Genomic DNA, 21597 nt, shown 5'->3' with positions numbered 1-21597 from the left:
CGCGCCTTGCATCAGCTAAAACAGCGTTTGGCAAACTACACGGCAGCCCTCAACCGGTTTGACATGGACACTGTGGAACGGATGTTCGCGGAGGATGCCGTCTATGCCTCGCCGGGGTTAGCTTCAGTAATACAGGGTAGGGCGGCAATCATGGCCGCCTTCCGCGCCTATTTTGCGAAGCATCCAGATCAGGTGAATGGAGACGAGGATGTCCGCGAAGAAGGCCGGTCGGTAACGGCAAGATGGACCTTGCGTTCATCTAGCTCTCAGCGCAGCGGCATGCAGGTGATCCGCTTCAACGAGGCAGGAGAAATTGATCGCATCGACGTGACGGACGACTAAAGAACTTCACCCAATCCGGTATTTCGTCACATGCTCCGGCGGTGTCAGCCCCTCCGGCAGTCGTGGGCAATCCATCGGTGCGAGGAACTGCGTCTGCATCGGAATCACCCCGGCCCAGATCGGCAGGGCGAAATCTTCTTCATCATCGCCCGGCCCGCCATTGCGAACCTTGGCAGAAACCTCATTCAGCTCCAGCCCCAGGATCATCGTGGCCTTGAATTCCTGCTTCGACATTTCGCGCAGCATCTCCCAGCGGCCGGGAAACAGCGTGTCGACGAAGGTTTTCATCTTCTGCTCTTTCTCTGCCGGGTCGCTCACCTTGAAGGCTTTGCCAAAGGCCATGACCGAGCGGTAATTCACCGAGTGATTGAAGGCCGAACGCGCCATCACCATGCCGTCAATCAGCGTGACATTCACGCACACTTCCGCATCCTCGCTGGCTTCGAGCGCGCGGCTGGCGGATGAGCCGTGCCAGTAAATATGGTTGCCCTCGCGCCATTGCATGGTGGGCGTCACAAAAGGCACGCCCTTAAAAATGTAACCCACACTGCAGAAAGGCTGCGCATCCAAGATGGCATGCACCGTGTCGGCATCATAGGCGGCCCGCTTGGCCAGGCGCTTGATGCGGGTTTTGTCTGAAGGTGCGTTCATGTCATTGGCTCCGTGGTTCCGGGATGACGCATATAGAGAACCCAGACCGGCCTTCAGGTCCAGTCCGGAATGAAATCTGGATCCCTTTGTATCAATTGTCGCCGCGCAGGGCCCGGTTTTCCACGCTGATGCGCAGCCGCAAAATGGCAAGGTTGATCAGCCCGCCAACAATGGCATAGCCATAAAGCCCGAAGGCCAGCGGCAGGATGAAAATTTCCGCCGCAACCACAGCATAATTCGGATGGCTGAAAAACCGGTACGGACCGCGCGCCACCAGCTTCTCACCCGGCACGATCAGGATGCGCGTCGTCCATCTTTCGCCCAGCGTGGCCAGCACCCAGAGCCGCAAGCCCTGCAGGATCACAAAGCCCGCAATGATAAACCAGTCCACTTCAGCGCCGCGTGCCAGCCAGAACAAGCCCAGCAGCCAAGCCGCGTGAAAGCCCACGATCAAGGGATAATGCGTGGCACCCACTTCATGCGCGCCGCTGGCAAGAAGCTTCGCCGTGTTGCGCCGAGCCAGAACCAGTTCCAGCAGCCGCTGAACCGCCACCAAGGAAAGAATGATGATCGACCAGCTCATGCCGGCTGCATGGTCATCATGCTGGCGGTGAAGCCGGGGCCGAGAGAGCCCAGCAGGCGGCGCCCTTTCCATTTTTCTTTCAAGGCCCGCGCCAGCACGAACATCACTGTGGCGGCAGACATGTTGCCATAGTCCGCCAGCACCTCGCGCTCATCCTGCAAACGGCCCTGGTCCAGATGGAAGGCCTTTTCCAAAGCGGTGATCACCTTGGCGCCACCGGGATGAAAGCTGAAGGCATCAATATCATCCAGCGTCAGGTTGTGCCGCGTCAGGAAGGCATCGGCCACGGGCCGCAATTCATGCGTGACGAGATCTGGAATATCACGTGAGAAGATGGCGCCGAACCCATCCGGGTCCACCCGCCAGCCCATCACGTCGATGGAATCTGGCCAGGTATGCTCGCCCGCATGTTCAACCGCCGCCAGTCCGCCAGGCCCTGCTTCCAGCACCGCAGCCGCAGCGCCATCGCCAAAGATCGCGGTGGCCACGATATTGGCCTTGGTGAATTCATTCAGCTTGAACGCCAGCGTGCAAAGCTCGATCACCACGAGCAACACTTTCTGCCCTGGCTCGGCCACCGCCAGCCGCGCGGCGAGTGAAAGGCCGGAAAGCCCTCCCGCACAGCCCAGCCCGAAAACCGGCACGCGTTTTACATCGGTGCGAAATCCCAACTCACCCATCACATGCGCTTCCAGCGAAGGCGTGGCGATTCCGGTGGTGGAGACAGTGACGATGGTGCTGATCTCGCTGGCAGCCACACCAGCCTGCGCCAGCGCATCGTGCGCTGCTTTCTTGAACAGGTCCTTGCTGGCGCGCATATATTCAGCCGTGCGTTCCGGCCAGCCCTGCTTTTCATAGAACCATTCCGGCGGGCACACCGAATAGCGCCGCTTGATGCCGGAATTTCCGAAGATCGGCAGCAGATGTTCAAACAGGCTGCCACCCAAACGGCCAAAGACCTTGGCCGCTTCCCGCCGCACAAATTCTGTTTCCACCACATGCGGCGGAACGGCGGTAGCGATACTCAGAATTTTTGCGGCATGTTTTTCCATGGTGGCTCCTTCTGATGAATACGCAGGAACCATCAGGTTGGTTCAGTTTAACCACCGGTCACGCTCATGTGCCGCGCCAGTGCCGGGCGGTTGTGGTCACGGTCGATGATGAAATCATGCCCCTTGGGCTTGCGCGAAATTGCCTCGCGAATGGCGCCCATCACCAGCTCATTGCCGTCAGATGCGCGTAGCGGCGCACGCAGGTCGGCCATGTCATCCTGGCCCAGGCACATGTAAAGTTGCCCCGTGCAAGTGAGGCGCACGCGGTTGCAGCTCTCGCAAAAATTATGGCTGAGCGGCGTGATGAAACCCAAGCGTCCGCCGGTTTCCTTCACGGTGACATAACGCGCCGGGCCGCCGGTCTTGTAGGCGATTTCATCCAGCGTGAATTCGTCCATCAAATCCGCGCGCACTTGAGACAGTGGCAGATATTGATCGGTGCGATCACCCTCGATGTCGCCCAGCGGCATGGTCTCGATCAGGGTGAAATCCATCCCTTCGCCATGCGCCCAGCGGATCATGTCGGGAATTTCAAACTGGTTCACGCCCTTCAGCGCCACCGCATTGATCTTCACCGCGATGCCGGCGTCCTGCGCCGCCTTGATGCCATCCTGCACCTTGGCCAGATCGCCCCAGCGGGTGATGGCGCGGAACTTCGCGGCCTCCAGCGTGTCGAGCGAAACATTGATGCGCTTCACACCATGCCGCGCCAGGTCAGCTGCATATTTGGTCAGCTGGCTGCCATTGGTGGTCAGCGTCAATTCTTCCAGCGCGCCGGTTTTGAGATGGCGGGACAGCGCCTCGACCAACACCATCAAATTCTTGCGCACGAGCGGCTCACCGCCGGTCAGCCGCAATCTCTTTACGCCCAGATCAATGAAGCTGGAACACAGCCGGTCCAGCTCTTCAAGGCTCAAAAGATCAGCTTTCGGCAGGAAGGTCATGTTTTCGCTCATGCAATACACGCAGCGGAAATCACACCGGTCAGTCACCGAAACGCGCAAATAGGAAATATCCCGGCCGAACGGGTCCGTAAGTTGGCTCATTTCCGTTATTTGGTCGGTCTGGCGGCACCCGTCAAGTCACGCCTTGGAGAGGCCCAGTGATCGGTGTAAACAGGTGCCATGCCCTCTTTCACGCCCAGCCGGAGAGAGTTCCTGGGCGCGGCTTTTGCCAGCGCCTTGCCGGGCATGGCTTTGGCCGAACCGCCGGTTGATCTGGCGCTGGCGCTGGCCATTGATTGCTCGCTCAGTGTCGATGATTATGATTACAAATTGCAGCTGCGCGGCACCGGCCAGGCGCTGATTGATTCGACCTTGCTGCAATTGATCGAGCAGGGCGAGAACCATGTCATCGCCGTATCGGCCTTCCTCTGGTCCAGCCCTAAGGCGCAACAGGTGATCGTGCCGTGGCGCATTGTGCGCACCGGGGCCGAAGCCAATGCGGTAGCTGATGCGGTGTTGACCGCGCCACGCACCATCCTGGCCGGATCAACTGCCACGGGAAACGCTCTCGCCTTTGCTGAAAAACTGCTGCTCTCAGCGCCCGTTGCTGCGCGCCGCGTCATCGATGTTTCCACCAATGGCCATTCCAATATGGGCATCGAAGTGAAGCCGGTGCGTGACCGTCTTGTAAGTGCGGGCGTGGTGATCAACGGCCTCGCCGTCACCGATGGCCATCCTGATCTTGCCGCTTACATGAAAAGCAGCGTGGCAGGCGGCGCGGGCAGCTTCGTAATCGAGGCCGATAATTTCAATGCTTATACACGGGCCATCCGGTTGAAACTCTTCCGCGAGATTGCCGGGGCAAGACCCGCCTGAGCACCATGTCTTTCACCCGGCGTGCAGTTCTCACGGGCCTCGGCGCAACAGCCCTCACCCCATCCGCTGAAGCTGCACTCGCGGTGGACTTGGCCTTGGTGCTGGCGATTGATTGTTCGTACAGCGTGGACCCATACGAATACCAAGTGCAGATGCGCGGCACGGGCCAGGCATTTCGCCAGCCAGAAATCCTCGAAGCCGTGCGATCCGGCCCCAAAAAGCAGATTGCCGTTTCGTCCTTCCTATGGTCAGCGCCAGATACCATCACCGTGCTGCTGCCTTGGCAATTGCTGCGCAACGCCGCCGACGCCACAAACATCAGCAACTTCTTCTTCCAAGCCCCGCGCGGAGTAGAACGTGGCACCACGGCCACGGGCTCCGCCTTGCTCTATGCGCAAGGCTTGCTGGACACAGCCCCCAAAGCCGCGCGCCACGTCATCGACATTTCAACCGATGGCACCTGCAATGAAGGCCCGCCAGTGCAGGCCGTGCGTGACGCGCTGGTGGAAAAGGGCACAGTGATCAACGGTCTCGCCATCACCACCGATGTGTATGATCTGGTGGACTACCTGACCAACAATGTCATGGGCGGCCACAACAGTTTCGTGCTCAAGGCCAACAGGTTTGAGGACTATGGCCGCACGCTGCGTGAAAAGCTGTTCAAGGAAATCACCAATGTCGATGTGAACTAATAACCCGGTGGTGCGATGAAGCCGCCGAAATCCTTCTCCAGCAATTCGGCAAACCGTATGGCTTTCAGATCATCATATTCACGGGTGATGATCTGCACGCCTACTGGTAATCCGTCTTCAGCAAGACCCAGCGGCGCTACGGTTGAAGGCAGATAATAGCCGCCGGAATAACCAGCCCAGAAGCGCTGGTCGATCACCGACTGTTGCTTGCCATTCACCGGGATCAGGCGCTCATGCCGCTCGCCCTTGTAGTTCTGCACAAAGGCAGTGCTGGCCGCCACCGGGCACAGCATCACATCCCAATCCTCAAAGAATGCATCCCAGGCCAGGCGCATCTGGTTGCGCCGGTCATGCACGCGCAGCCAGTCGCGGTGCGACAAAGCAAAGGCCCGCGTCATCATCGCCACGTAGGAACGGTCTGAATTCGAAAGCTGCTTGGCACGTGCAACCGCATCGAAATATTGAACGTCGCTCAGTTTCTTGGACGCGGTGGACCGCAGCAGCGTGATGAAAATCTGATAGTTTTCTTCATCCGAAAAATCCGGCGCAGCGGTCATCGAAAGCCTGGCCACGCGCTTTTCCAGCGTGGCCGCCAGCTTCGCGATCTTGTCCTGCACCTGATGGTCCACATCTGTCACAGGACTGGTCAGCTTCACCGCCACCCGAAAATCTTTCAGCGACTTCTGCTCCGGCTTGGGCAGCGACACTTTGTAGGCGCGCGCCTCTGGTTCCGGCGGCCCCGCCAGAATGCCGAGCAGCACAGACAAATCCTTGGCCGAGCGCGCCAGAGGGCCTGCAACAGTAATATCAGCGGTAGAGACTGAGCCCGGCAAGCCATGCCCCTTGTAGGACACCAGCTGATAAGTGGGCTTGTGGCCATAGACGCCGCAATAATGCGCCGGGTTGCGGATGGATGCGCCAATGTCGGAGCCCACTTCAATTGCACTCATGCCGGTGGCCAGTGCTGCCGCAGCGCCGCCGGATGATCCCCCCGGTGTGCGCGACAATTTCCAAGGATTGTTGGTCGTGCCATAAACCGCGTTGGAGCTCTGCCAGTCAGACAAATCCAGCGGCACATTGGTCTTGCCGTACAGCACAGCACCCGCACCCGTCAGCCGTTTGATCGCATCGGAATCGCTGGTGGCGATGTTGTCGGCAAAGGCCGGGTCGCCAAAGGTGGTCGGCGTGCCTGTCCAGTTGAAGCTTTCCTTGGCCGTCATTGGCACGCCATCGATGGGCGAAAGCGGCTCTCCCGCATCCAGCCTTTTGTCGGCCGCCGCCGCCGCCTTCATCGCCTGCGGAATATCAGTCACCACAATGGCATTCAGCGCTTCATTGTGCTTGGCAAACTGGTCGAGGCAGGCTTGCAGCAACTCGCGCGCTGAAATTTTCCGCGCCTTGAGCATTTGGCCCAAATCGGTCGCTGATTTGAAGATGAGGTCCGTCATGCCGGCAGATTACCCATGCGCGAAAAGCGGGCAAGGGGAGGGCGACAAAAATGCGCTGGCCGCCTATGAAAGGCCATGACTTTCGCGACCTCCCGCCGTCTGATTGATACAATTGCCGCTGCCTTGGCCCAAAGTAGTGAACACGGGGCCAGGGAAATCACCCGCCGCCTGGCAGAGCAAAATCTGGATGAATCTCAATTTATCCCGCCAACACCCGTCGCCTTGCCGGTCCTGAGGCACCTGCCGGCCTGTATTGACGAGGCCCGGAAATTTGATGCCAAACTGGGCGCTGACATTGACGCCGTGTCCGCTGAACTGCGCTGGCTGCAAACTTCCGCCTATACCGATGCCATCTTGGGTGAGGGCTTCAGCCTCAATTACGGCTGGGCTGAATTGATCGGACCCAAGGGCTTTTTCACAGGCGACGACTTTTTGCTCGGCCTGCTGATGCTGGGGCCGCAGCGCCACTATCTGGATCACTACCATCCCGCCGCCGAACTCTATTGGCCTTTGACCACCGGCTCCCTGTGGCGCGCTGCACCCGGTGGATTTGTCGAAAAGCCGCCTGGTGCCATCATCTGGCATGAACCCAACCAACTCCACGCCACCAAGACGGGCGACCAGCCGCTGCTAGCCGTCTGGGCATGGCCCAGCGAGACCGCCACCCCAGCGCGTCTGGCCACCTCATGAACCGTCAACTTCTGCTGGGTTATTTCTACGCCGCCGCAGGCTCGGCGCTGTTCTCCACCAAGGCGATCTTCATCAAGCTGGCCTACATGGACAAGGTGGATGCCGCCTTGATGCTCGCCCTGCGCATGATGACGGCGCTGCCGTTTTTCTTGGGCGTGGCGATCTATGTGACCTGGAAAATGAAACGCGAGGGTAAGCCCATGCCGCCGCGCCGCGTGTGGATCATGGCCATCGTGATCGGCTTCATCGGCTATTACCTGTCGGCGCTGCTGGATTTCGAAGGCCTGGTTTACATCACCGCGCAACTGGAGCGGCTGGTGCTGTTCACCTATCCCGTCATGGTGATGGTTCTCGGCTGGTTGTTCTTCAAGGGTCGCATCACCTGGATGGGCTGCGTCGGGGCCGCTGTTACTTATGCGGGCCTGATCGTCGTGTTCCTGAAGGCGCTGCCCGAAGGTGGCCACGACACAATTCTGGGCACCAGTCTGGTGCTGGCTTGTGCCTTCACCTTTGCCGTCTATCAGCTGCTAGCCAAGAATTATATCAGCGTAATGGGCAGCCTGCTGTTCACCGGCGTGGCGCTCACCAGCTCCGCCGTGGCCTGCATCATCCATTACATCGTTGTATCAGGCGGTTTCGATTTCTCCGCCACGCACCGCTTCTATTGGCTGGCAGCGGGCTGCGGTTTCTTTGCCACCGTGTTGCCCAGCTTCATGGTCAATGCCGGTCTGTCGCGCACATCCGTGCAAGCCAGCTCCATGATCGCCTCGATCTCGCCGATCGTCACCATCGTGCTGGCCGTGGCGATCCTCGGCGAAAAGTTTGAACTGGTGGACGCCATCGGTTCTGCAATGGTGATTGTCGGCATCGTGATTTTCGCTGTCACCGACAAGCGCCCGGTATCAGAGCAGAAAGAAACCAACCCGGTGGATATCGAGGCCGCCTAGCTGCTGGACTTTCGGGCCTTACGGAACCGCGCCGCCTTGGCGCGGTTGCCGCAACCATCCATCGAACACCAGCGCCGTGGCTTGGAGCGGCTCGTGTTCAGGAAGAACCCTCCACACCCATCGGCTTCACATTGGCGAATGTCACCTTGCGGCGAAAACAGCACCAACAGGCAGGCCGCTGCCGCGATACGCAGCAGGGGCAACCGCAAGGCGGTTACGGTTTCATCGGCCAATGTCAACAGTTCGCCGAGAGCCACGCCATCACCCAGTTTATCGATGGCCGCTGCAAAGGTTTTTTGGGGCACGCGCCTGTGGGGCAGATTTACGGCGCTGGCCGCGAGCCAGTTCTTTAGCACCGCCCGGAACGCCAGCGCGTCGGCGTGCAGCATGGCAGTGCGTTGCGGATAGTCCTTGGCCACGCGAAGCACATGCCGCATTTCCTTATCAGACAGCAGGTGGGCTGGCCCGCAGAATTCGACCAAGGCACGGTAGGTGGGAACGAAGTCGAGCAGCTCGCCGTCACGCCAGTGCAACGTGTTGGCAAAATCGAGCGCCGGAGTGCCCGCCAGCATCCTCATGCGCCCGAGGGGAGATTGGTAGGCCCGGACGATTTCCATTGATTCCATACTGCCAATATGTAACCCTTTAAACAGTTACTCAAGGGGTGAAAGTTGCTATGGGCAGGGCTTGGATTTCGGTTTTGGCATTTCTGTTCTGCTCGGCGATTGCCCATGCCGATGATGATATCCTTTATCGGGCCGGCGTCATTGTCACAGGGGTCCGCGATGAGACGCGCATTCCGGCTATCCCTACAGGCTTTGAATTGGCGGCCGGCAAGCTGACGGGCAATCCCGATATCGCGCAGAAACCTGGCTTTGCGCCGCTCGCTGCCAAGTCCAGCGGCATGGTCTGGTCTTTCACCTATCACGATCGCCTCTTCGGCAAACCCATTCACGACGAGCAGGGAACGCGCGACCGGCCTTTCGATCTTACCTTTCAGTTCGACAGAAAGATGATGGACGCAGCGATAGCAACACTGGGCGAAAGGCCGTGGCTAACGCCGCGTCCCAGACTGGCCGTGGTGCTGGAAGTGACCGACATGGCGCGCACCTATCTGCTCGCTGCCGATAGTGGACACGGTGTGGACCAGCGGGCCAGCTTCGCGGACGCATCTGCGCGCTTTGCCATGCCAATCACCTTTGCGACGGAGGCCGATTTATCGGCAGCCGGGATCACACCATCCCGGCTTAACGCCGTTTCCCATGACGTGTGGACGGAACTGCTGGCGAAGCTCGGTGCCGATGCGATCGTCACCGGGCATTTAGACTGGGACGCCAAGGCGCTGGGATGGCACGCCGCCTGGCGTCTGCCGCTGAAACCCGAGGCAGGGAGCTGGGAGATCAGCGGCGTAAATTTTGACGCTGCCTTCCGCTATGCCATCGGGGGCGCCGCCAAGCGCCTCCGCCCAAACTAGCTCATGCTGTCCGGCAACACAGCCTTGCGCTGGGCGATGAAATCCTGCAGCGACTGGTCGATGCCGGGATCAAGGGCTGGCGCTTCATAGTCGCGCAGCATCTGCTTCCACTTGGCATTGGCGCGCACCACTATGTCCTTCGAACCCTCGTCCTGCCACTGCTCGAACGAGTTGTTGTCGGCGAGGCTCGAACGCCAGAAGGCCGTCTGGAAATTGGCCTGTGTATGCGCGCTGCCCAGATAATGCGAGCCGGGGCCCACTTCGCGGATGGCGTCCATTGCCTGGCCATTTTCCGAGAAGTCCACGCCTTCGGCGAATTTCTGGAACATGGTCAACTGGTCGGCATCCATGATCAGCTTTTCGTAGCCTGAGGCGAGACCGCCTTCCAGCCAGCCTGCAGCGTGGAGGCAGAAATTCACGCCAGACAGCAAAGTCGGCCACAGCGTGTTGGCGCTTTCATAAGCGGCTTGCGCATCCGGAATTTTCGAGCCGCAGAGACCGCCGCCTGAACGGAACGGCACGCCCATGCGGCGCGCCAGCTGCGCGGCACCGAAAGTGACAAAGGCCGGTTCCGGCGTGCCGAAGGTCGGCGCACCCGATTGCATCGACATCGAAGCCGCGAACGTGCCGAACACCACCGGCGCACCGGGGCGGCACAGCTGGGTGAAAGCAATGCCGACCGAGGCTTCGGCCAGAAGCTGAGTGAGCGTGCCCACGGTCGAGACCGGCGACATGGCGCCCGCCACGATGAAGGGAGAAATCACGCAAGCCTGGTTGGCCCGCGCCAGAACTTTCAAAGCACCGAGCATCACGCCATCCCACACCATGGGAGAATTGGCATTGATCAGCGAGGTCATCACGCAGTTCTGATCGACGAAATCCTTGCCGAACAGCAGCTCGCACATGGCCACCGAATCTGCCGCGCGCTCACCCGAAGTGACCGACGACATGAATGGTTTGTCGTTATACTTGATGTGGCTGTAGATCATGTCCAGATGGCGCTTCGGCACTGGCACGTCCACCGGTTCGCACAGCGTGCCGCCCGCGTGATGCAGGCTGGGCAGCATGTAAACCAGCTTGGCGAAATTGCGGAAATCTTCAATCGTCGCATAGCGCCGGCCTTCATCCAGATTGCGGATAAAGGGAGGACCATACACCGGCGCAAATACGGTGTTGTTGCCGCCGATGGTCACATTATTGGCCGGGTTGCGCGCATGCTGCACATATTCGCGCGGCGCTGTCTTGATCAGTGAACGCACCAGGCCCTTGGGGAAGCGCAGGCGGAACCGGCGCGGCTCATTACCCTGGGTGACGGTCGCACCGGCATCCTTCCACATCTGTACCGCTTCTTCGTCTTCATAGAAGTCGATGCCGGTTTCCTGCAGCACGATCTCGGCATTGTCTTCGATCAGCTGCAGCTGCTCGTCGGTGAAGGGCTCATAGGGCTTGATCGCCCGGCGAATGAAACCTGCTTGGGTGATGGTGGTCGCAGTGCGGGCAGCGCGGCGGGCATCAGCACCACCGCCGGAACGGCCACGGCGGCCAGAGGAAACAGGAGCAGCGGATTCGTCAGTCATCTTGGCCTCGGTTGAAAAACTTTCACCTATTTACGCCTGAAATCACGTCCGAAGGCGGCATCAAGCGGCTTCAAAAGCGCCGGAAACGACGAAATCCATGTGACAGCAATTCTCATGGACCAGCACGGTGCGTATCGCGTAAAATAATACGCATGTGGACCGCTTGCAAAAGGGCAAAGACTGAAATCCGCGCCCTGATTGTGGGCTGGCTCACTGTTGCCTTGCTGCTGCCCGCCTTGCTGGCCCCGGCCGCAAGCCAACCGCTCACGCCGGCCGAAGCGCTGTTCCACCAGATCGAACAGGCCAATTGCCTTGCGATGGGTGAAAAAAGCCCTGCGCCTGGGCAGCACAAAGTTCATGATCATGAATGCTGCCTGCCCAATTTGACTGCGGCGCAGTTTCTGACTGCACCCGCTGTTACATTGCGCGCAGCGGCGGTCACTCAACTCGCGGCCGTTGATCCAGCTAGCTGGAACACGCCCGCCACCCACCCGCATCAAAACCAGTCCGGCATTCCGCGAGGGCCTCCATCTCTCCTCATCTGAAACGCATTCTCTGCATTCAAATTTTGAGGAAGATAAAATGAAACTCTTGAAATCAGTGGCTCTGGCCACCGCTCTTTTTGCCGTCACCGCTGCTGCTAGCGCCCATGAAATGAAATTGGGCAACCTGGTCATCCATCACCCGTGGATCAAGCCAGCGCCCGCCGGCAGCGTGGCCGCCGCCTATACCGTGATCGACAACAAGGGCAGTACTGATGACAAGCTGATCAGCGTCACTGTCGAAGGCGTTCCCACTGTCATGATCCATGACATGAAGATGGTCGGCGATGTGATGAAGATGGATGAACTGAAGGATGGCCTGCCCATTCCGGCGGGGCAAACGGTTGAAGTGAAGCCCAAGTCTTTTCACATCATGCTCATGGGCCTGAAATCGCAATTCATGGAAGGCGAGGAAGTCAAGGGCACGCTCACCTTTGAAAAGGCGGGCAAGCTGGACGTGGATTTCGAAGTCGTGGCACCCGGTGCCGATGATGCCGGCACCATGGCCGGCATGAAGATGAAGTGAGGCAATGATGGCATCTCAACGCTCATTTCGTTTGGCTCTGTGGGGAATGGTGCTGCTCTGCGTGGGCATCCTTGGCCTCGTCGCCTATGGGCAGTTTTCCGGCAAATCCAACACCATCAGCAGTTTCGGTGAGCCTTTCAAGCTCGCCTCCACCGCAGGCGGCGAGCTGGATTCAGCAACCCTGAAGGGCAAGCCTTACGGCTTGTTCTTTGGCTTCACCCACTGCCCGGAAGTGTGCCCCACCACGCTGTTTGAAATGTCCACCGCGCTGAAGGAGGTGGGTGACGCTGGCAAGGATTTCCGGCTGTTCTTCATCACCGTCGATCCCGAGCGCGATACGTTGCCGGTGGTGAAAGATTATCTCGCCAATTTCGATCCGCGCATCGAAGGCCTGGTGCCCACGGTGGCGCAACTGCCCGGCTTGGCCCGTGGCTTCCACATCTACTACAAGCAGGTGCCCACCAGCGATGGCAGCTACACGATGGACCACACCGCCACGCTGTTCCTGATGAATGGAGAAGGCGGGTTGGCCCGCACCATCTCCTTCGATGAACCGAAGGAGACCAAGATCAGTAAATTGAAAATGCTGCTGGCGGGAAAATAACAAAACAAAAAAGCCTGAACTCGCGTTCAGGCTTTTCGCATTTCGCTTCCGTGTGAAACTTAGATCACACCAGCCATCATGCCCAGACCCGCAGCGGCCATAGCGCCGCCAGCAATCTTGAGCACGGCAGGCTTCTGGCCAGCAATGCCAAGGCCCAGCGCAATGCCCGCCACATGCAGCAATGCGGTGGCGGCGATGAAGCCAATTCCATAGGTCACGCCCGAAGCGGCCAGTGGCATTTCGGCACCATGGGCATGGCCATGGAACACAGCAAAGAAGCCAACCAGCGCCATCGCAGCAGCGGTGGGCAAGCTGAAGTCGAGAGCGACAGCAGCGCCCAGCACGATTACCGAAGCGGCAATGCCGAATTCAACGAAGGGAACAGTGACACCATTGATGCCCAGCACGCCGCCCACGCCCATCATGGCCACGAAAGCTGCGGGAACCAGATATAGCGCTTTGCCACCAAGGCGCGCGGCAAAGAGACCGACAGCTACCATGGCCAACAAGTGATCAAGGCCCGAAAGCGGATGCATGAAGCCATGGGTGAAACCCATCGTGCTGCCCACGCCCACATGGGCTTCGGCGGCACCAGCCATGCTGGCCAATGCAAGGGTTGCGAAAATCAATTTGTTCAGACGTGCCATATGCCGCTCCTATTGCTCTTGCTCGGCATCTCCATGATGCCTTCAGGCGTGTTACACAATAGCCTCAGCGCAATTTGACGCGCAAGGCCTCCAGCCCGTGAAAATGATAGACATCCTTGTAGTGTGGCTGTTCCGCCAGCGACATTTTGGGAAAGCGCGCGCATAAAACCTCCAGCGCCACCTGCATTTCCAGTCGCGCCAAGGGCGCTCCAATGCAGAAATGAATGCCGGCACCGAAAGCCACATGGGCATTGGGCGTGCGCGTGACGTCGAATTGTTCGGGGTTGCTGAATTTTGCAGCATCATGATTGGCCGCGCCCAGCATCAGGCCCACGGTTTCGCCCTTCTTCAGCGTGATGCCTTCATATTCAATATCATCCAGCGCATAGCGGGTGAACATATGCAGCGGCGGATCAAAGCGCAGGATCTCGTCCACCAGCTCCGGCGTGACCGGTCCGGTAATGCCGCGCTCCAGCATCGCCTTCAAACCATTGCCCAGCGAATGCACCGTGGCCTCGTGGCCGGCGTTGAGCACCAGGATGGCCGTGGTCACCAACTCATCCTCGGTCAGCTTCTGGCCCTCGCTTTCGGCGCGGATCAGTTCCGACAATAAATCCGATCCGAGATTTTTACGCCGCGCCGCGATCAGCTGGCGCATGTAATCAGAGAAGGCACTGACAGCGGCCACGGCTCTGTCTTCAATCGCCCGGTCGCGCTTGGCCATATACATGGCCACATGATCATGGCTCCACGCCAGGAATTGATCGGCCATTTCAGGCGGTGCACCCAGCAGATCGCAAATCACCAGCACGGGAACAGGCGTGGCAAACGCGGCCAACACATCCACTTCTTGCTGATCAGCAAAACCATCCACCAGCGTGTTGGCCATATCAGTGATCACCGGCCGCAAGCGCTCGATCTGGCGCGACAGAAAAGCCCGCGAAATCAAACCACGCAATCGTGTATGAACCGGCGGCTCCAGCTCCAGCAGCGAATGCTGCTCATGATCAGTGAACACCTTGATATGCTGAGGTGGTTCCGCCCAGCCCAACTCCTCGCGCGTGGCCATATGCAGGATTTGCCGTCCAAAACGCCGGTCACGCAGCAGATTATTCACATCCTCATGCCGGGAAAAACACCAATGCCCATATTGCTCCCATTTGAAGATGGGGCACTCCGCATGCAGCCTCCGGTAGGTGGGGTAGGGGTTCTGGTAGAACTGCGTGTCACGCGGGTCGAGGTCAACCAAACGATGGGTGGAATCGATCTTCATCATGGTCTAATAGACGCCCTCTTTCCCGGAAATCATTAGCCCAAATGACGCAACATCACACGCCAGAATTTGAATTTATCGCACTCGTCGCGCTGCTCACCGCACTTGTGGCCATGTCGATTGACACGATGCTGCCAGCACTTGGCATCATGGCGCATGAGCTGAATGCGGCGCATGAAAATGACCGCCAGTTCATCATTCTTGGATTCTTCGCCGGGCTCACTTTCGGCACGCTGGTTTTCGGGCCGATCTCGGATTCACTCGGCCGTAAATCACCCATCGTGGCAGGCCTGGCGCTCTATATCATAGGTGCTCTTTTGTGTTTCTTTGCGACCTCATTCCCCATGCTGATCATCGGTCGCGTGCTGCAGGGCTTTGGCGCTGCCGGCCCGCGCATCGTGTCGATGGCCATGGTGCGTGACAATGCCGGCGGTGCTGCCATGGCGCGCATCATGTCCTTCGTCATGTCGATCTTCATGCTGGTGCCGATCCTTGCACCCTCGATTGGGCAAGTGGTTCTGTTTATCGGAAGCTGGCGGCTCATTTTCGGTGGTTTCGTCGTCGCCGCCATTATTGCAGGAATTTGGTTGGGCACGCGGCAGGAGGAAACTCTGCCATTGGAAAAGCGCCATCCCTTCAAGGCCAGCGAGCTCGTCGCCAGCGCACTGGAAGTAGTGAAGAACCCCGTTTCGCTGGGCTACACCATGGCGGTTGGCGCCATCTTCGGCGCCTTCACTTGCTATCTGGGCACATCGCAGCAGATCTTTGCAGAGCAATATCATCAGGGCGAGCGCTTTGCGCTGTGGTTTGGCGGCCTCGCGGTGGCCATTGCGGTTGCGATGATTTTCAATGGCCGCAATGTAGTGCGGCTCGGCATGCGCAAAATTTCGAAATGGGCCCTGCGCGGCTTCATCATCACCTGGGCGCTGGTGTTGGCTCTGTGCTTTATCTTCGCCGGGCAGCCGCCGCTCGTGGTGATCGGGCCGATGTTCTTTGTATCCTTCTTCTGCAGCGGGTTGCTGTTCGGCAATTACAATGCACTGGCGATGGAACCCATGGGCCACATTGCGGGCATGGCAGCCGCCGTCACTGGCGCGCTGTCGTCACTCATCGCCTTGGTGTTCGGTGGCATGGCGGGCCGTACCTATGATGGCACGCTGTTTCCGTTGGCCTACGCCTTTTTGGGCTTTGGCCTGCTGGCGCTGGTTTTCTCCGAATGGGCCGAGCGGAACCGCAAGCCGGGCACTGGATCAGTGCCCATCATGGATGCCGGCCACTTCTAAAACAGCTGAAAAGGGCTCAGGTGAATTTCTCTGACTTGCCTTGCACAATTCTGCCGCTAAAAGAACCGGATGGCCAAAGGCTACTCGATATTTTCCATCCTCAAACACGCGGCGCGTGGCGCTGGTCCCTGGCCTGAAGCCTGGGCCAAGCCCACACCGAAACCCAATTATGATGTGATCATTATCGGCGGCGGCGGGCACGGCCTGGCCACTGCCTATTACCTGGCGAAGAACCACGGCATCACCAATGTCGCGGTGCTGGAAAAGGGTTATATCGGCTCGGGTAATGTGGGCCGCAACACCACCATCATCCGCTCCAACTATATGCTCGGCGCCAACACGGCCTTCTTCGAAAAGTCGCTGCAGATGTGGGAGGGCCTGTCCCACGAGCTGGATTTCAACTGCATGGTCTCGCATCGCGGGCAGATCGTGGTGGCGGTATCGCCCGTGCAGATGGATGCCTTCGCCCGCCGTGGCAACACCATGCGCCTGCATGGCATCGATGCCGAACTGTTGAGCCGCAGCGAGCTTGAGAAGGAAGTGCCCTATCTCGATTACTCGAAGGATGCGCGCTTCCCCATCCATGGCGCGATCCACCAGCGCCGCGCCGGCACGGTGCGCCATGACGCGGTGGCCTGGGGCTATGCCCGTGCCGCCTCGCAACTGGGCGTGCACATTATTGAGAATTGCGAAGTCACCAAAATCCTGAAAACCGGCAACAAGGTCACGGGTGTGGAAACCACGCGCGGCAAGATCCTGGCCGATAAGGTGGGCATCGCGGTCGCCGGCCACACCTCGCAAGTGGCCAAGATGGCGGGCATGAAGCTGCCTGTCGAAACCCATATCCTGCAGGCCTTCGTGACTGAGCCGGTGAAGCCGCTCGTCCATCACGTCATCTCTTGGGGTGCGGAACTGTTCTACCTGTCGCAATCCGACAAGGGCGGCATGGTGTTCGGTGGCCATCTCGATGGCTTCAATACCTTCACCCAGCGCGGCCAATATTTCAAAATGAAGGACGTGATGGAATGCGCCGTGGCGCTCATGCCCTTCATGGCGCGCATGCGTCTGTTGCGCCATTGGGGCGGCATCAATGACATGACGCCTGATGGCTCGCCCTTCATTTGTACGACGCCCGTAGATGGCCTCTACCTCAATGGCGGCTGGTGCTATCAGGGCTTCAAGGCCACGCCGGCTTCCGGCCTCACCTTTGCGCATACGATTGTCAACAACGCCCCGCATGAACTCAATGCCGGCTTCGCGCTCGACCGCCTGATGAAGGGCAAGGAGCTTGACGAGCATGGCATCGGCAACTGGACATACAAGCAATGAGAATTCCCTGCCCGCATTGTGGTGAACGCGACGTCAGCGAATTCCGCTATGGCTCGGATGCATCGAAGGCGCGCCCTGAGCATGGCGCCAAGGGTATGAAGACTTGGCACGATTATGTGTTTGTGTTCGACAATCCCAAAGGCCCGCATGTGGAATTTTGGCAGCACACATTGGGCTGCCGCCAATGGTTCCGCCTGCGCCGCGACACATCCACCAATGAAATCCTCGGAGGCGTGGAATAATGCCTGCCTCATCTCCAAGCCAGACCCTCCCCTTCAGGGGGAGGGCGGCTGCGAAGCAGCCGGGTGGGGCCGCTCGTGCCCGCCAACTCCGCAACTCCCCAACAGATGCCGAAAAAAAAATGTGGCACATCCTGCGCGACATCGATTGGCCAAAAGCTCACTTCCGCCGCCAGGTACAAATCGGCCCGTATTTCGCAGATTTTCTCAGTCACCATTTCAAGCTGATCATCGAAGTGGATGGCAGCCAGCATTCAGAAGATGCGGGCCTGCGGAAGGACGCGGCGCGAACAGAATTTCTGAACAAAGAAGGATTCAAGGTCCTGCGGTTCTTCAATATCGACGTGCTGAAAAATTCGGCCGGAGTGCATCACGCTATCGAGTGTGAACTGCAAGCACTCATCCCCACCCCAAACCCCTCCCCACAAGGGGGAGGGGCTGAACAGGTGGTGCAGCCATGACCAAGTTTCGTCGTCTCAGTGAAGGGGGCCGTATTGATCGCGGCCAAACGCTTTCGTTCCGCTACAATGGCAGCACGCTGAAAGGCTTTGCCGGCGATACGTTGGCGTCTGCCATGCTGGCTAACAACGCGATCCTCAATGCGCGTTCGTTCAAATATCACCGCCCGCGCGGCATCATGAGTGCTGGCGTGGAAGAGGCGAATGCGCTGTTCACCATCGGCAAGGATGGCGCTGAGCAGCCCAACACCCGCGCCACAACATTGCCGCTTACTGAAGGCCTCACCGCCAAAAGCCAGAATGCCTGGCCCAGCCCGGCATTTGATTTCGGCGGCATCAATCAGCTGTTCTCGCCACTCTTCGGCGCGGGCTTTTACTACAAGACCTTCATGGGCCCGGTCCAGAAGGCCTGGATGTTCTATGAGCCCTTCATCCGCAAGGCGGCAGGCCTGGGCAAAACCGGCCCGCAAGGCACGTCACAGCGCCATGATTCACGTTACGGCTTCTGTGATGTGCTGGTGATTGGCTCAGGCCCGGCAGGTCTGGCGGCGGCTTTGGCTGCAGCCCAGTCAGGCGTGACCGTGGTTCTAACCGAACAGGATTCAGAACTGGGCGGCAGCATCCTCTCGTCGCGCGATGAGAAATTGCTGCTATGGCGCGAACAATCGGTGGCCACCCTTAGCAAGGCCGCCAATGTGCGCTTGTTGACCAAGGCCACTGTGGCCGGCCTCTATGACGGTGGCCAGGCCATCATCACCATTGGCGATAATCTGTTGGAATCGCTCCGTGCACGGACGATCATTCATGCCACCGGTGCCATTGAGCGCCCGCTGGTGTTCCAGAACAATGACCGCCCCGGTGTGATGCTGGCCTCGGCCTTGCGCGCCTATGCCAACCGCTATGCCGTCGTGCCACAAACCCGCGCCGTCATCGCCACAAACAATGACAGCGCCTATGATGCAGCTTTTGATCTCGCATCCCACGGCGTTTCCGTGTTTGTGGCGGATGAGCGGAAGGATATCGCAGGCGACCTTCTCACCAAGGCCGCCAAGGCAGGTGCTGTAGTTTTCGCCAATAGCGGCATCGCCAAGGTGCATGGCACCAGCAGCGTCGAGTCCGTCGAGCTTTCCGGCCCGCATGAAATCACTCTGAAATGCGATGTGGTCGGCATGAGCGGCGGCTGGAACCCGATCGTCCATCTCACCTCGCATCTGGGCGTGAAGCCGGTTTACAATGAAGCCATCACCAGCTTCGTGCCGGGCAAATTGGTTGCCGGTCACTTCGCGGCAGGCGCTTGCGCCGGGAATTTTGGAACGCGCTCCGCGGTGGAGCAGGGCGAAGCGCAGGCGAAAGCCGCCATCGTGCATCTGGGCAATAGCAATGGTAAATCCGTCGGCGTTGCCCGCCCGGACATTGCGCCCGACAGACCTTATGCTATCTCCAATATCTGGCCCGCCCACAAGGCTCCGAAGGCCTTCGTCGATTTCCAGAATGACGTGACGGCGAAAGACATCGCCCAGGCCAAGGATGAAGGCTATCTGCAGGTCGAGCACTTGAAGCGTTACACCACGCTGGGCATGGGCACCGACCAGGGCAAGACGTCGAACATCAACGCGCTGGCCATGATGGCGAACCTGCGCAATGACGACATCGAAAAGGTCGGCACCACCACCTTCCGTCCGCCTTTCACGCCACTCACCATTGGCGCAATCGTTGGCCGCAGCATGGGCCATCATATGCGTCCCACCCGCCGCACGCCGCTGCATGACTGGCACGAAAAGAATGGCGGTGTGTTCATCGAAGCCGGCCTGTGGAAGCGCTGCTGGTATTACAATTGGGCCGGCAACACGCCCGAAGAAGCTTATCTGAAAGAGATGGACCTCGTGCGCCGCAATGTCGGCATCAGCGATGTGTCCTCCCTCGGCAAGATTGATATTCAGGGCAAGGATGCCGCTGAATTCCTCAACCGCGTTTATGTGAACGGTTTCGCCAAACTGCCCGTCGGTAAGGCGCGCTATGGCGTGATGTTGAATGACGATGGCCTGGTACTGGATGACGGCACCACCAGCCGCATTTCCGATACGCAATATTATATGACCACCACCACCGCCCAGGCCGGCGAAGTGATGAGCTGGCTGGAATTCCTGTTGCAGATGCATTGGCCAGATCTGGACGTGCACCTCGCCTCGCTCACCGATGAATGGGGTGGCCTTGCGGTTGCAGGCCCCAATGCGCGCCGTGCGCTGGAACTGGCCTTCATCCACGAAAACCTTTCAACCGAAAACCTGCCCTATATGGGCGTGAAGGACATCAAGTTTGAAGGTGTCACTTTGCGCATCCTGCGCGTCTCCTTCTCTGGTGAGCTGGCTTATGAAGTGCATTGCCCCGCCAATTATCTGCCTGCTCTATGGGAACGCATCCTGAAAGCGGGCGAGCCCATCGGCCTCAAGCCTTATGGCCTTGAAGCCCTGGCATCCTTGCGCGTCGAAAAAGGCCACGTCGCCAGTCAGGAACTCGATCACCGCAACACGCTGGATGATCTGGGCCTCGGCAAGATGGCATCCAACAAAAAGTCCTTCGTCGGCGAAGTGCTGCGCGAGCGTGAAGACAATATGTCACCTGATCGCTGGAGCCTTGTGGGCCTCGAACTTCTGGAGCCCGACAAGAAGCTGCGCGGCGGCGCCATTCTGTTTGCCGCCGGTGATGAGATCAAGGGCCATGGCCGCGGCTATGTCACTTCGGTCACTTATTCCACCGATCTGCAAACCTTTGTGGCGCTTGGCTTGTTCAAGGAAGGTTTGAAACACGAGAACGAGGAAATCATCGCGGCCTTCCCGTTGAAGGACGAACAGGTGCGCCTGCGCATCGTCAGCCCGCATTTCATCGACAGGCAGGGAACCAGGCTCAATGCTTGAAGCAACATCACCTCTGGGCAAGGAAGCCCGCTTCGAGATTGAAGGCCTCACGCTTTCCGAAGGTACGAAGCTGCAGCTCACCCAATATGCTGCCACGCAGCGCATCCTGGAACGCGAACTGGATGTAAAACTCGAGTTCGGAACCGCGCAGTCTTCCGGTGGCCGCACGGTTTTGCAGGTGAGTGAGGATCAGGTCTGGTCAATCGGCCCGGTTGTCGATTCAAAATCGCTCTATGTCACACCGCTGTCATCGGGCCGCACCCGCATTGTGCTGGAAGGCGACAAGGCACGCGCACTTCTGTTTGCCTGCGCCCCGGTGGATTTCTCGCCATCGGTCTTCAGCACCGGACACTATGTGATGACCGGCATCCACCACACGCCGGTGACCATCCATTGCGTCAAGCCCAACACATTCCATATATACGTGATGCGCACCTTCGCGCTTTCGATGTGGGAATGGCTGACGGACGCCGCTGAAGGCCTCTGATACCGCAGTGCAGTATGA

The 21597-nt window shown here is 59.0% G+C and carries 24 protein-coding genes; 15 read left to right on the top strand and 9 right to left on the bottom strand.

The window, feature by feature from the left end:
* Positions 1-6: 6 nt before the first annotated feature.
* Positions 7-342 (top strand): nuclear transport factor 2 family protein, encoded by a 336-nt coding sequence (locus F8B91_RS08050; protein ID WP_196503195.1) that lies wholly within the window; start codon positions 7-9, stop codon positions 340-342.
* A 6-nt stretch (positions 343-348) separates the two neighbouring features.
* Here F8B91_RS08050 and F8B91_RS08045 read toward each other — a convergent pair whose 3' ends face one another.
* The 4 genes from F8B91_RS08045 to moaA form a co-directional block, all read right to left on the bottom strand.
* Positions 349-993, bottom strand: a complete 645-nt coding sequence (locus F8B91_RS08045; protein ID WP_196503194.1) for a pyridoxamine 5'-phosphate oxidase family protein — start codon at positions 991-993, stop codon at positions 349-351.
* Between the two features lie 91 nt (positions 994-1084).
* Positions 1085-1576 (bottom strand): isoprenylcysteine carboxyl methyltransferase family protein, encoded by a 492-nt coding sequence (locus F8B91_RS08040; RefSeq protein ID WP_196503193.1) that lies wholly within the window; start codon positions 1574-1576, stop codon positions 1085-1087.
* Entirely contained in the window at positions 1573-2628 is a 1056-nt protein-coding gene (locus tag F8B91_RS08035) for a type III polyketide synthase (protein WP_196503192.1), read from the bottom strand. Before F8B91_RS08035 ends, F8B91_RS08040 begins: the two co-directional genes overlap by 4 nt.
* Before the next feature lie 47 nt (positions 2629-2675).
* The gene (gene moaA, locus F8B91_RS08030; RefSeq protein WP_196503191.1) at positions 2676-3674 is read right to left on the bottom strand and encodes a GTP 3',8-cyclase MoaA; all 999 of its coding nucleotides are present in this window, start codon (positions 3672-3674) and stop codon (positions 2676-2678) included.
* Positions 3675-3752: 78 nt separating this feature from the next.
* On the opposite strand from moaA, the gene F8B91_RS08025 reads away from it, so the two are divergent.
* Both F8B91_RS08025 and F8B91_RS08020 read left to right on the top strand, forming a co-directional pair.
* Positions 3753-4448: a DUF1194 domain-containing protein gene (locus F8B91_RS08025; RefSeq protein WP_196503190.1), complete on the top strand. Its 696-nt coding sequence runs from the start codon at positions 3753-3755 to the stop codon at positions 4446-4448.
* 5 nt (positions 4449-4453) lie between these two features.
* Positions 4454-5140, top strand: coding sequence for a DUF1194 domain-containing protein (locus F8B91_RS08020; protein ID WP_196503189.1), 687 nt, complete (start codon positions 4454-4456; stop codon positions 5138-5140).
* Here the strand turns inward: F8B91_RS08020 and F8B91_RS08015 are convergent.
* The gene (locus F8B91_RS08015) at positions 5137-6588 is read right to left on the bottom strand and encodes an amidase (protein WP_196503188.1); all 1452 of its coding nucleotides are present in this window, start codon (positions 6586-6588) and stop codon (positions 5137-5139) included. The two genes, F8B91_RS08020 and F8B91_RS08015, sit on opposite strands and share 4 nt — an antisense overlap.
* Positions 6589-6663: 75 nt before the next feature.
* Here F8B91_RS08015 and F8B91_RS08010 point away from each other — a divergent pair, with 75 nt between their 5' ends.
* Positions 6664-7278 (top strand): dimethylsulfonioproprionate lyase family protein, encoded by a 615-nt coding sequence (locus F8B91_RS08010; protein WP_196503187.1) that lies wholly within the window; start codon positions 6664-6666, stop codon positions 7276-7278.
* Positions 7275-8225 (top strand): DMT family transporter, encoded by a 951-nt coding sequence (locus F8B91_RS08005; protein ID WP_196503186.1) that lies wholly within the window; start codon positions 7275-7277, stop codon positions 8223-8225. The genes F8B91_RS08010 and F8B91_RS08005 overlap by 4 nt, the downstream gene beginning before the upstream one ends.
* Here the strand turns inward: F8B91_RS08005 and F8B91_RS08000 are convergent.
* Positions 8222-8842, bottom strand: coding sequence for a CGNR zinc finger domain-containing protein (locus tag F8B91_RS08000; RefSeq protein WP_196503185.1), 621 nt, complete (start codon positions 8840-8842; stop codon positions 8222-8224). The genes F8B91_RS08005 and F8B91_RS08000 overlap by 4 nt on opposite strands.
* An 83-nt stretch (positions 8843-8925) precedes the next feature.
* Between F8B91_RS08000 and F8B91_RS07995 the strand changes: the two genes are divergently transcribed.
* Positions 8926-9699: a DUF2066 domain-containing protein gene (locus tag F8B91_RS07995; protein ID WP_196503184.1), complete on the top strand. Its 774-nt coding sequence runs from the start codon at positions 8926-8928 to the stop codon at positions 9697-9699.
* On the opposite strand, the gene F8B91_RS07990 is transcribed toward F8B91_RS07995, so the two are convergent.
* Positions 9696-11276, bottom strand: a complete 1581-nt coding sequence (locus F8B91_RS07990) for a trimethylamine methyltransferase family protein (RefSeq protein ID WP_196503183.1) — start codon at positions 11274-11276, stop codon at positions 9696-9698. The genes F8B91_RS07995 and F8B91_RS07990 overlap by 4 nt on opposite strands.
* Positions 11277-11428: 152 nt before the next feature.
* Between F8B91_RS07990 and F8B91_RS07985 the strand changes: the two genes are divergently transcribed.
* The 3 genes from F8B91_RS07985 to F8B91_RS07975 are packed head-to-tail and all read left to right on the top strand — an operon-like array spanning position 11429 to position 12948.
* Entirely contained in the window at positions 11429-11821 is a 393-nt protein-coding gene (locus F8B91_RS07985) for a hypothetical protein (protein ID WP_196503182.1), read from the top strand.
* A gap of 37 nt (positions 11822-11858) precedes the next feature.
* A complete protein-coding gene (locus F8B91_RS07980) occupies positions 11859-12344 on the top strand; it encodes a copper chaperone PCu(A)C (protein ID WP_196503181.1) in 486 nt (161 codons plus the stop codon).
* A gap of 4 nt (positions 12345-12348) precedes the next feature.
* A complete protein-coding gene (locus F8B91_RS07975; protein ID WP_196503180.1) occupies positions 12349-12948 on the top strand; it encodes an SCO family protein in 600 nt (199 codons plus the stop codon).
* Positions 12949-13007: 59 nt separating this feature from the next.
* On the opposite strand, the gene F8B91_RS07970 is transcribed toward F8B91_RS07975, so the two are convergent.
* Complete coding sequence (locus tag F8B91_RS07970; RefSeq protein ID WP_246714991.1) at positions 13008-13595, bottom strand: HupE/UreJ family protein; 588 nt, start codon at positions 13593-13595, stop codon at positions 13008-13010.
* Positions 13596-13659: 64 nt separating this feature from the next.
* Positions 13660-14871, bottom strand: coding sequence for a cytochrome P450 (locus tag F8B91_RS07965; protein WP_196503179.1), 1212 nt, complete (start codon positions 14869-14871; stop codon positions 13660-13662).
* 41 nt (positions 14872-14912) lie between these two features.
* Between F8B91_RS07965 and F8B91_RS07960 the strand changes: the two genes are divergently transcribed.
* The 6 genes from F8B91_RS07960 (at position 14913) to F8B91_RS07935 (ending at position 21579) form a co-directional block, all read left to right on the top strand.
* Positions 14913-16151 (top strand): multidrug effflux MFS transporter, encoded by a 1239-nt coding sequence (locus F8B91_RS07960; protein ID WP_196503178.1) that lies wholly within the window; start codon positions 14913-14915, stop codon positions 16149-16151.
* A 69-nt stretch (positions 16152-16220) separates the two neighbouring features.
* Positions 16221-17480: a sarcosine oxidase subunit beta family protein gene (locus F8B91_RS07955; protein ID WP_196503177.1), complete on the top strand. Its 1260-nt coding sequence runs from the start codon at positions 16221-16223 to the stop codon at positions 17478-17480.
* A complete protein-coding gene (locus F8B91_RS07950) occupies positions 17477-17722 on the top strand; it encodes a sarcosine oxidase subunit delta (RefSeq protein WP_196503176.1) in 246 nt (81 codons plus the stop codon). The genes F8B91_RS07955 and F8B91_RS07950 overlap by 4 nt, the downstream gene beginning before the upstream one ends.
* The gene (locus tag F8B91_RS07945) at positions 17722-18180 is read left to right on the top strand and encodes an endonuclease domain-containing protein (RefSeq protein ID WP_196503175.1); all 459 of its coding nucleotides are present in this window, start codon (positions 17722-17724) and stop codon (positions 18178-18180) included. Before F8B91_RS07950 ends, F8B91_RS07945 begins: the two co-directional genes overlap by 1 nt.
* Positions 18177-21092 carry a 2Fe-2S iron-sulfur cluster-binding protein gene (locus F8B91_RS07940; RefSeq protein ID WP_196503174.1) on the top strand — a complete coding sequence of 972 codons (2916 nt, stop codon included), beginning with the start codon at positions 18177-18179 and terminating at the stop codon, positions 21090-21092. The genes F8B91_RS07945 and F8B91_RS07940 overlap by 4 nt, the downstream gene beginning before the upstream one ends.
* A complete protein-coding gene (locus F8B91_RS07935; protein ID WP_196503173.1) occupies positions 21085-21579 on the top strand; it encodes a sarcosine oxidase subunit gamma in 495 nt (164 codons plus the stop codon). The genes F8B91_RS07940 and F8B91_RS07935 overlap by 8 nt, the downstream gene beginning before the upstream one ends.
* Positions 21580-21597: the final 18 nt, after the last annotated feature.

It is taken from the genome of Aestuariivirga litoralis (assembly GCF_015714715.1).
Taxonomy (GTDB): Bacteria; Pseudomonadota; Alphaproteobacteria; order Rhizobiales; family Aestuariivirgaceae; genus Aestuariivirga; species Aestuariivirga litoralis_A.
The sequence above is the reverse complement of the archived record's forward strand: the minus strand, read 5'-3'. Positions and strand labels throughout refer to the sequence as shown.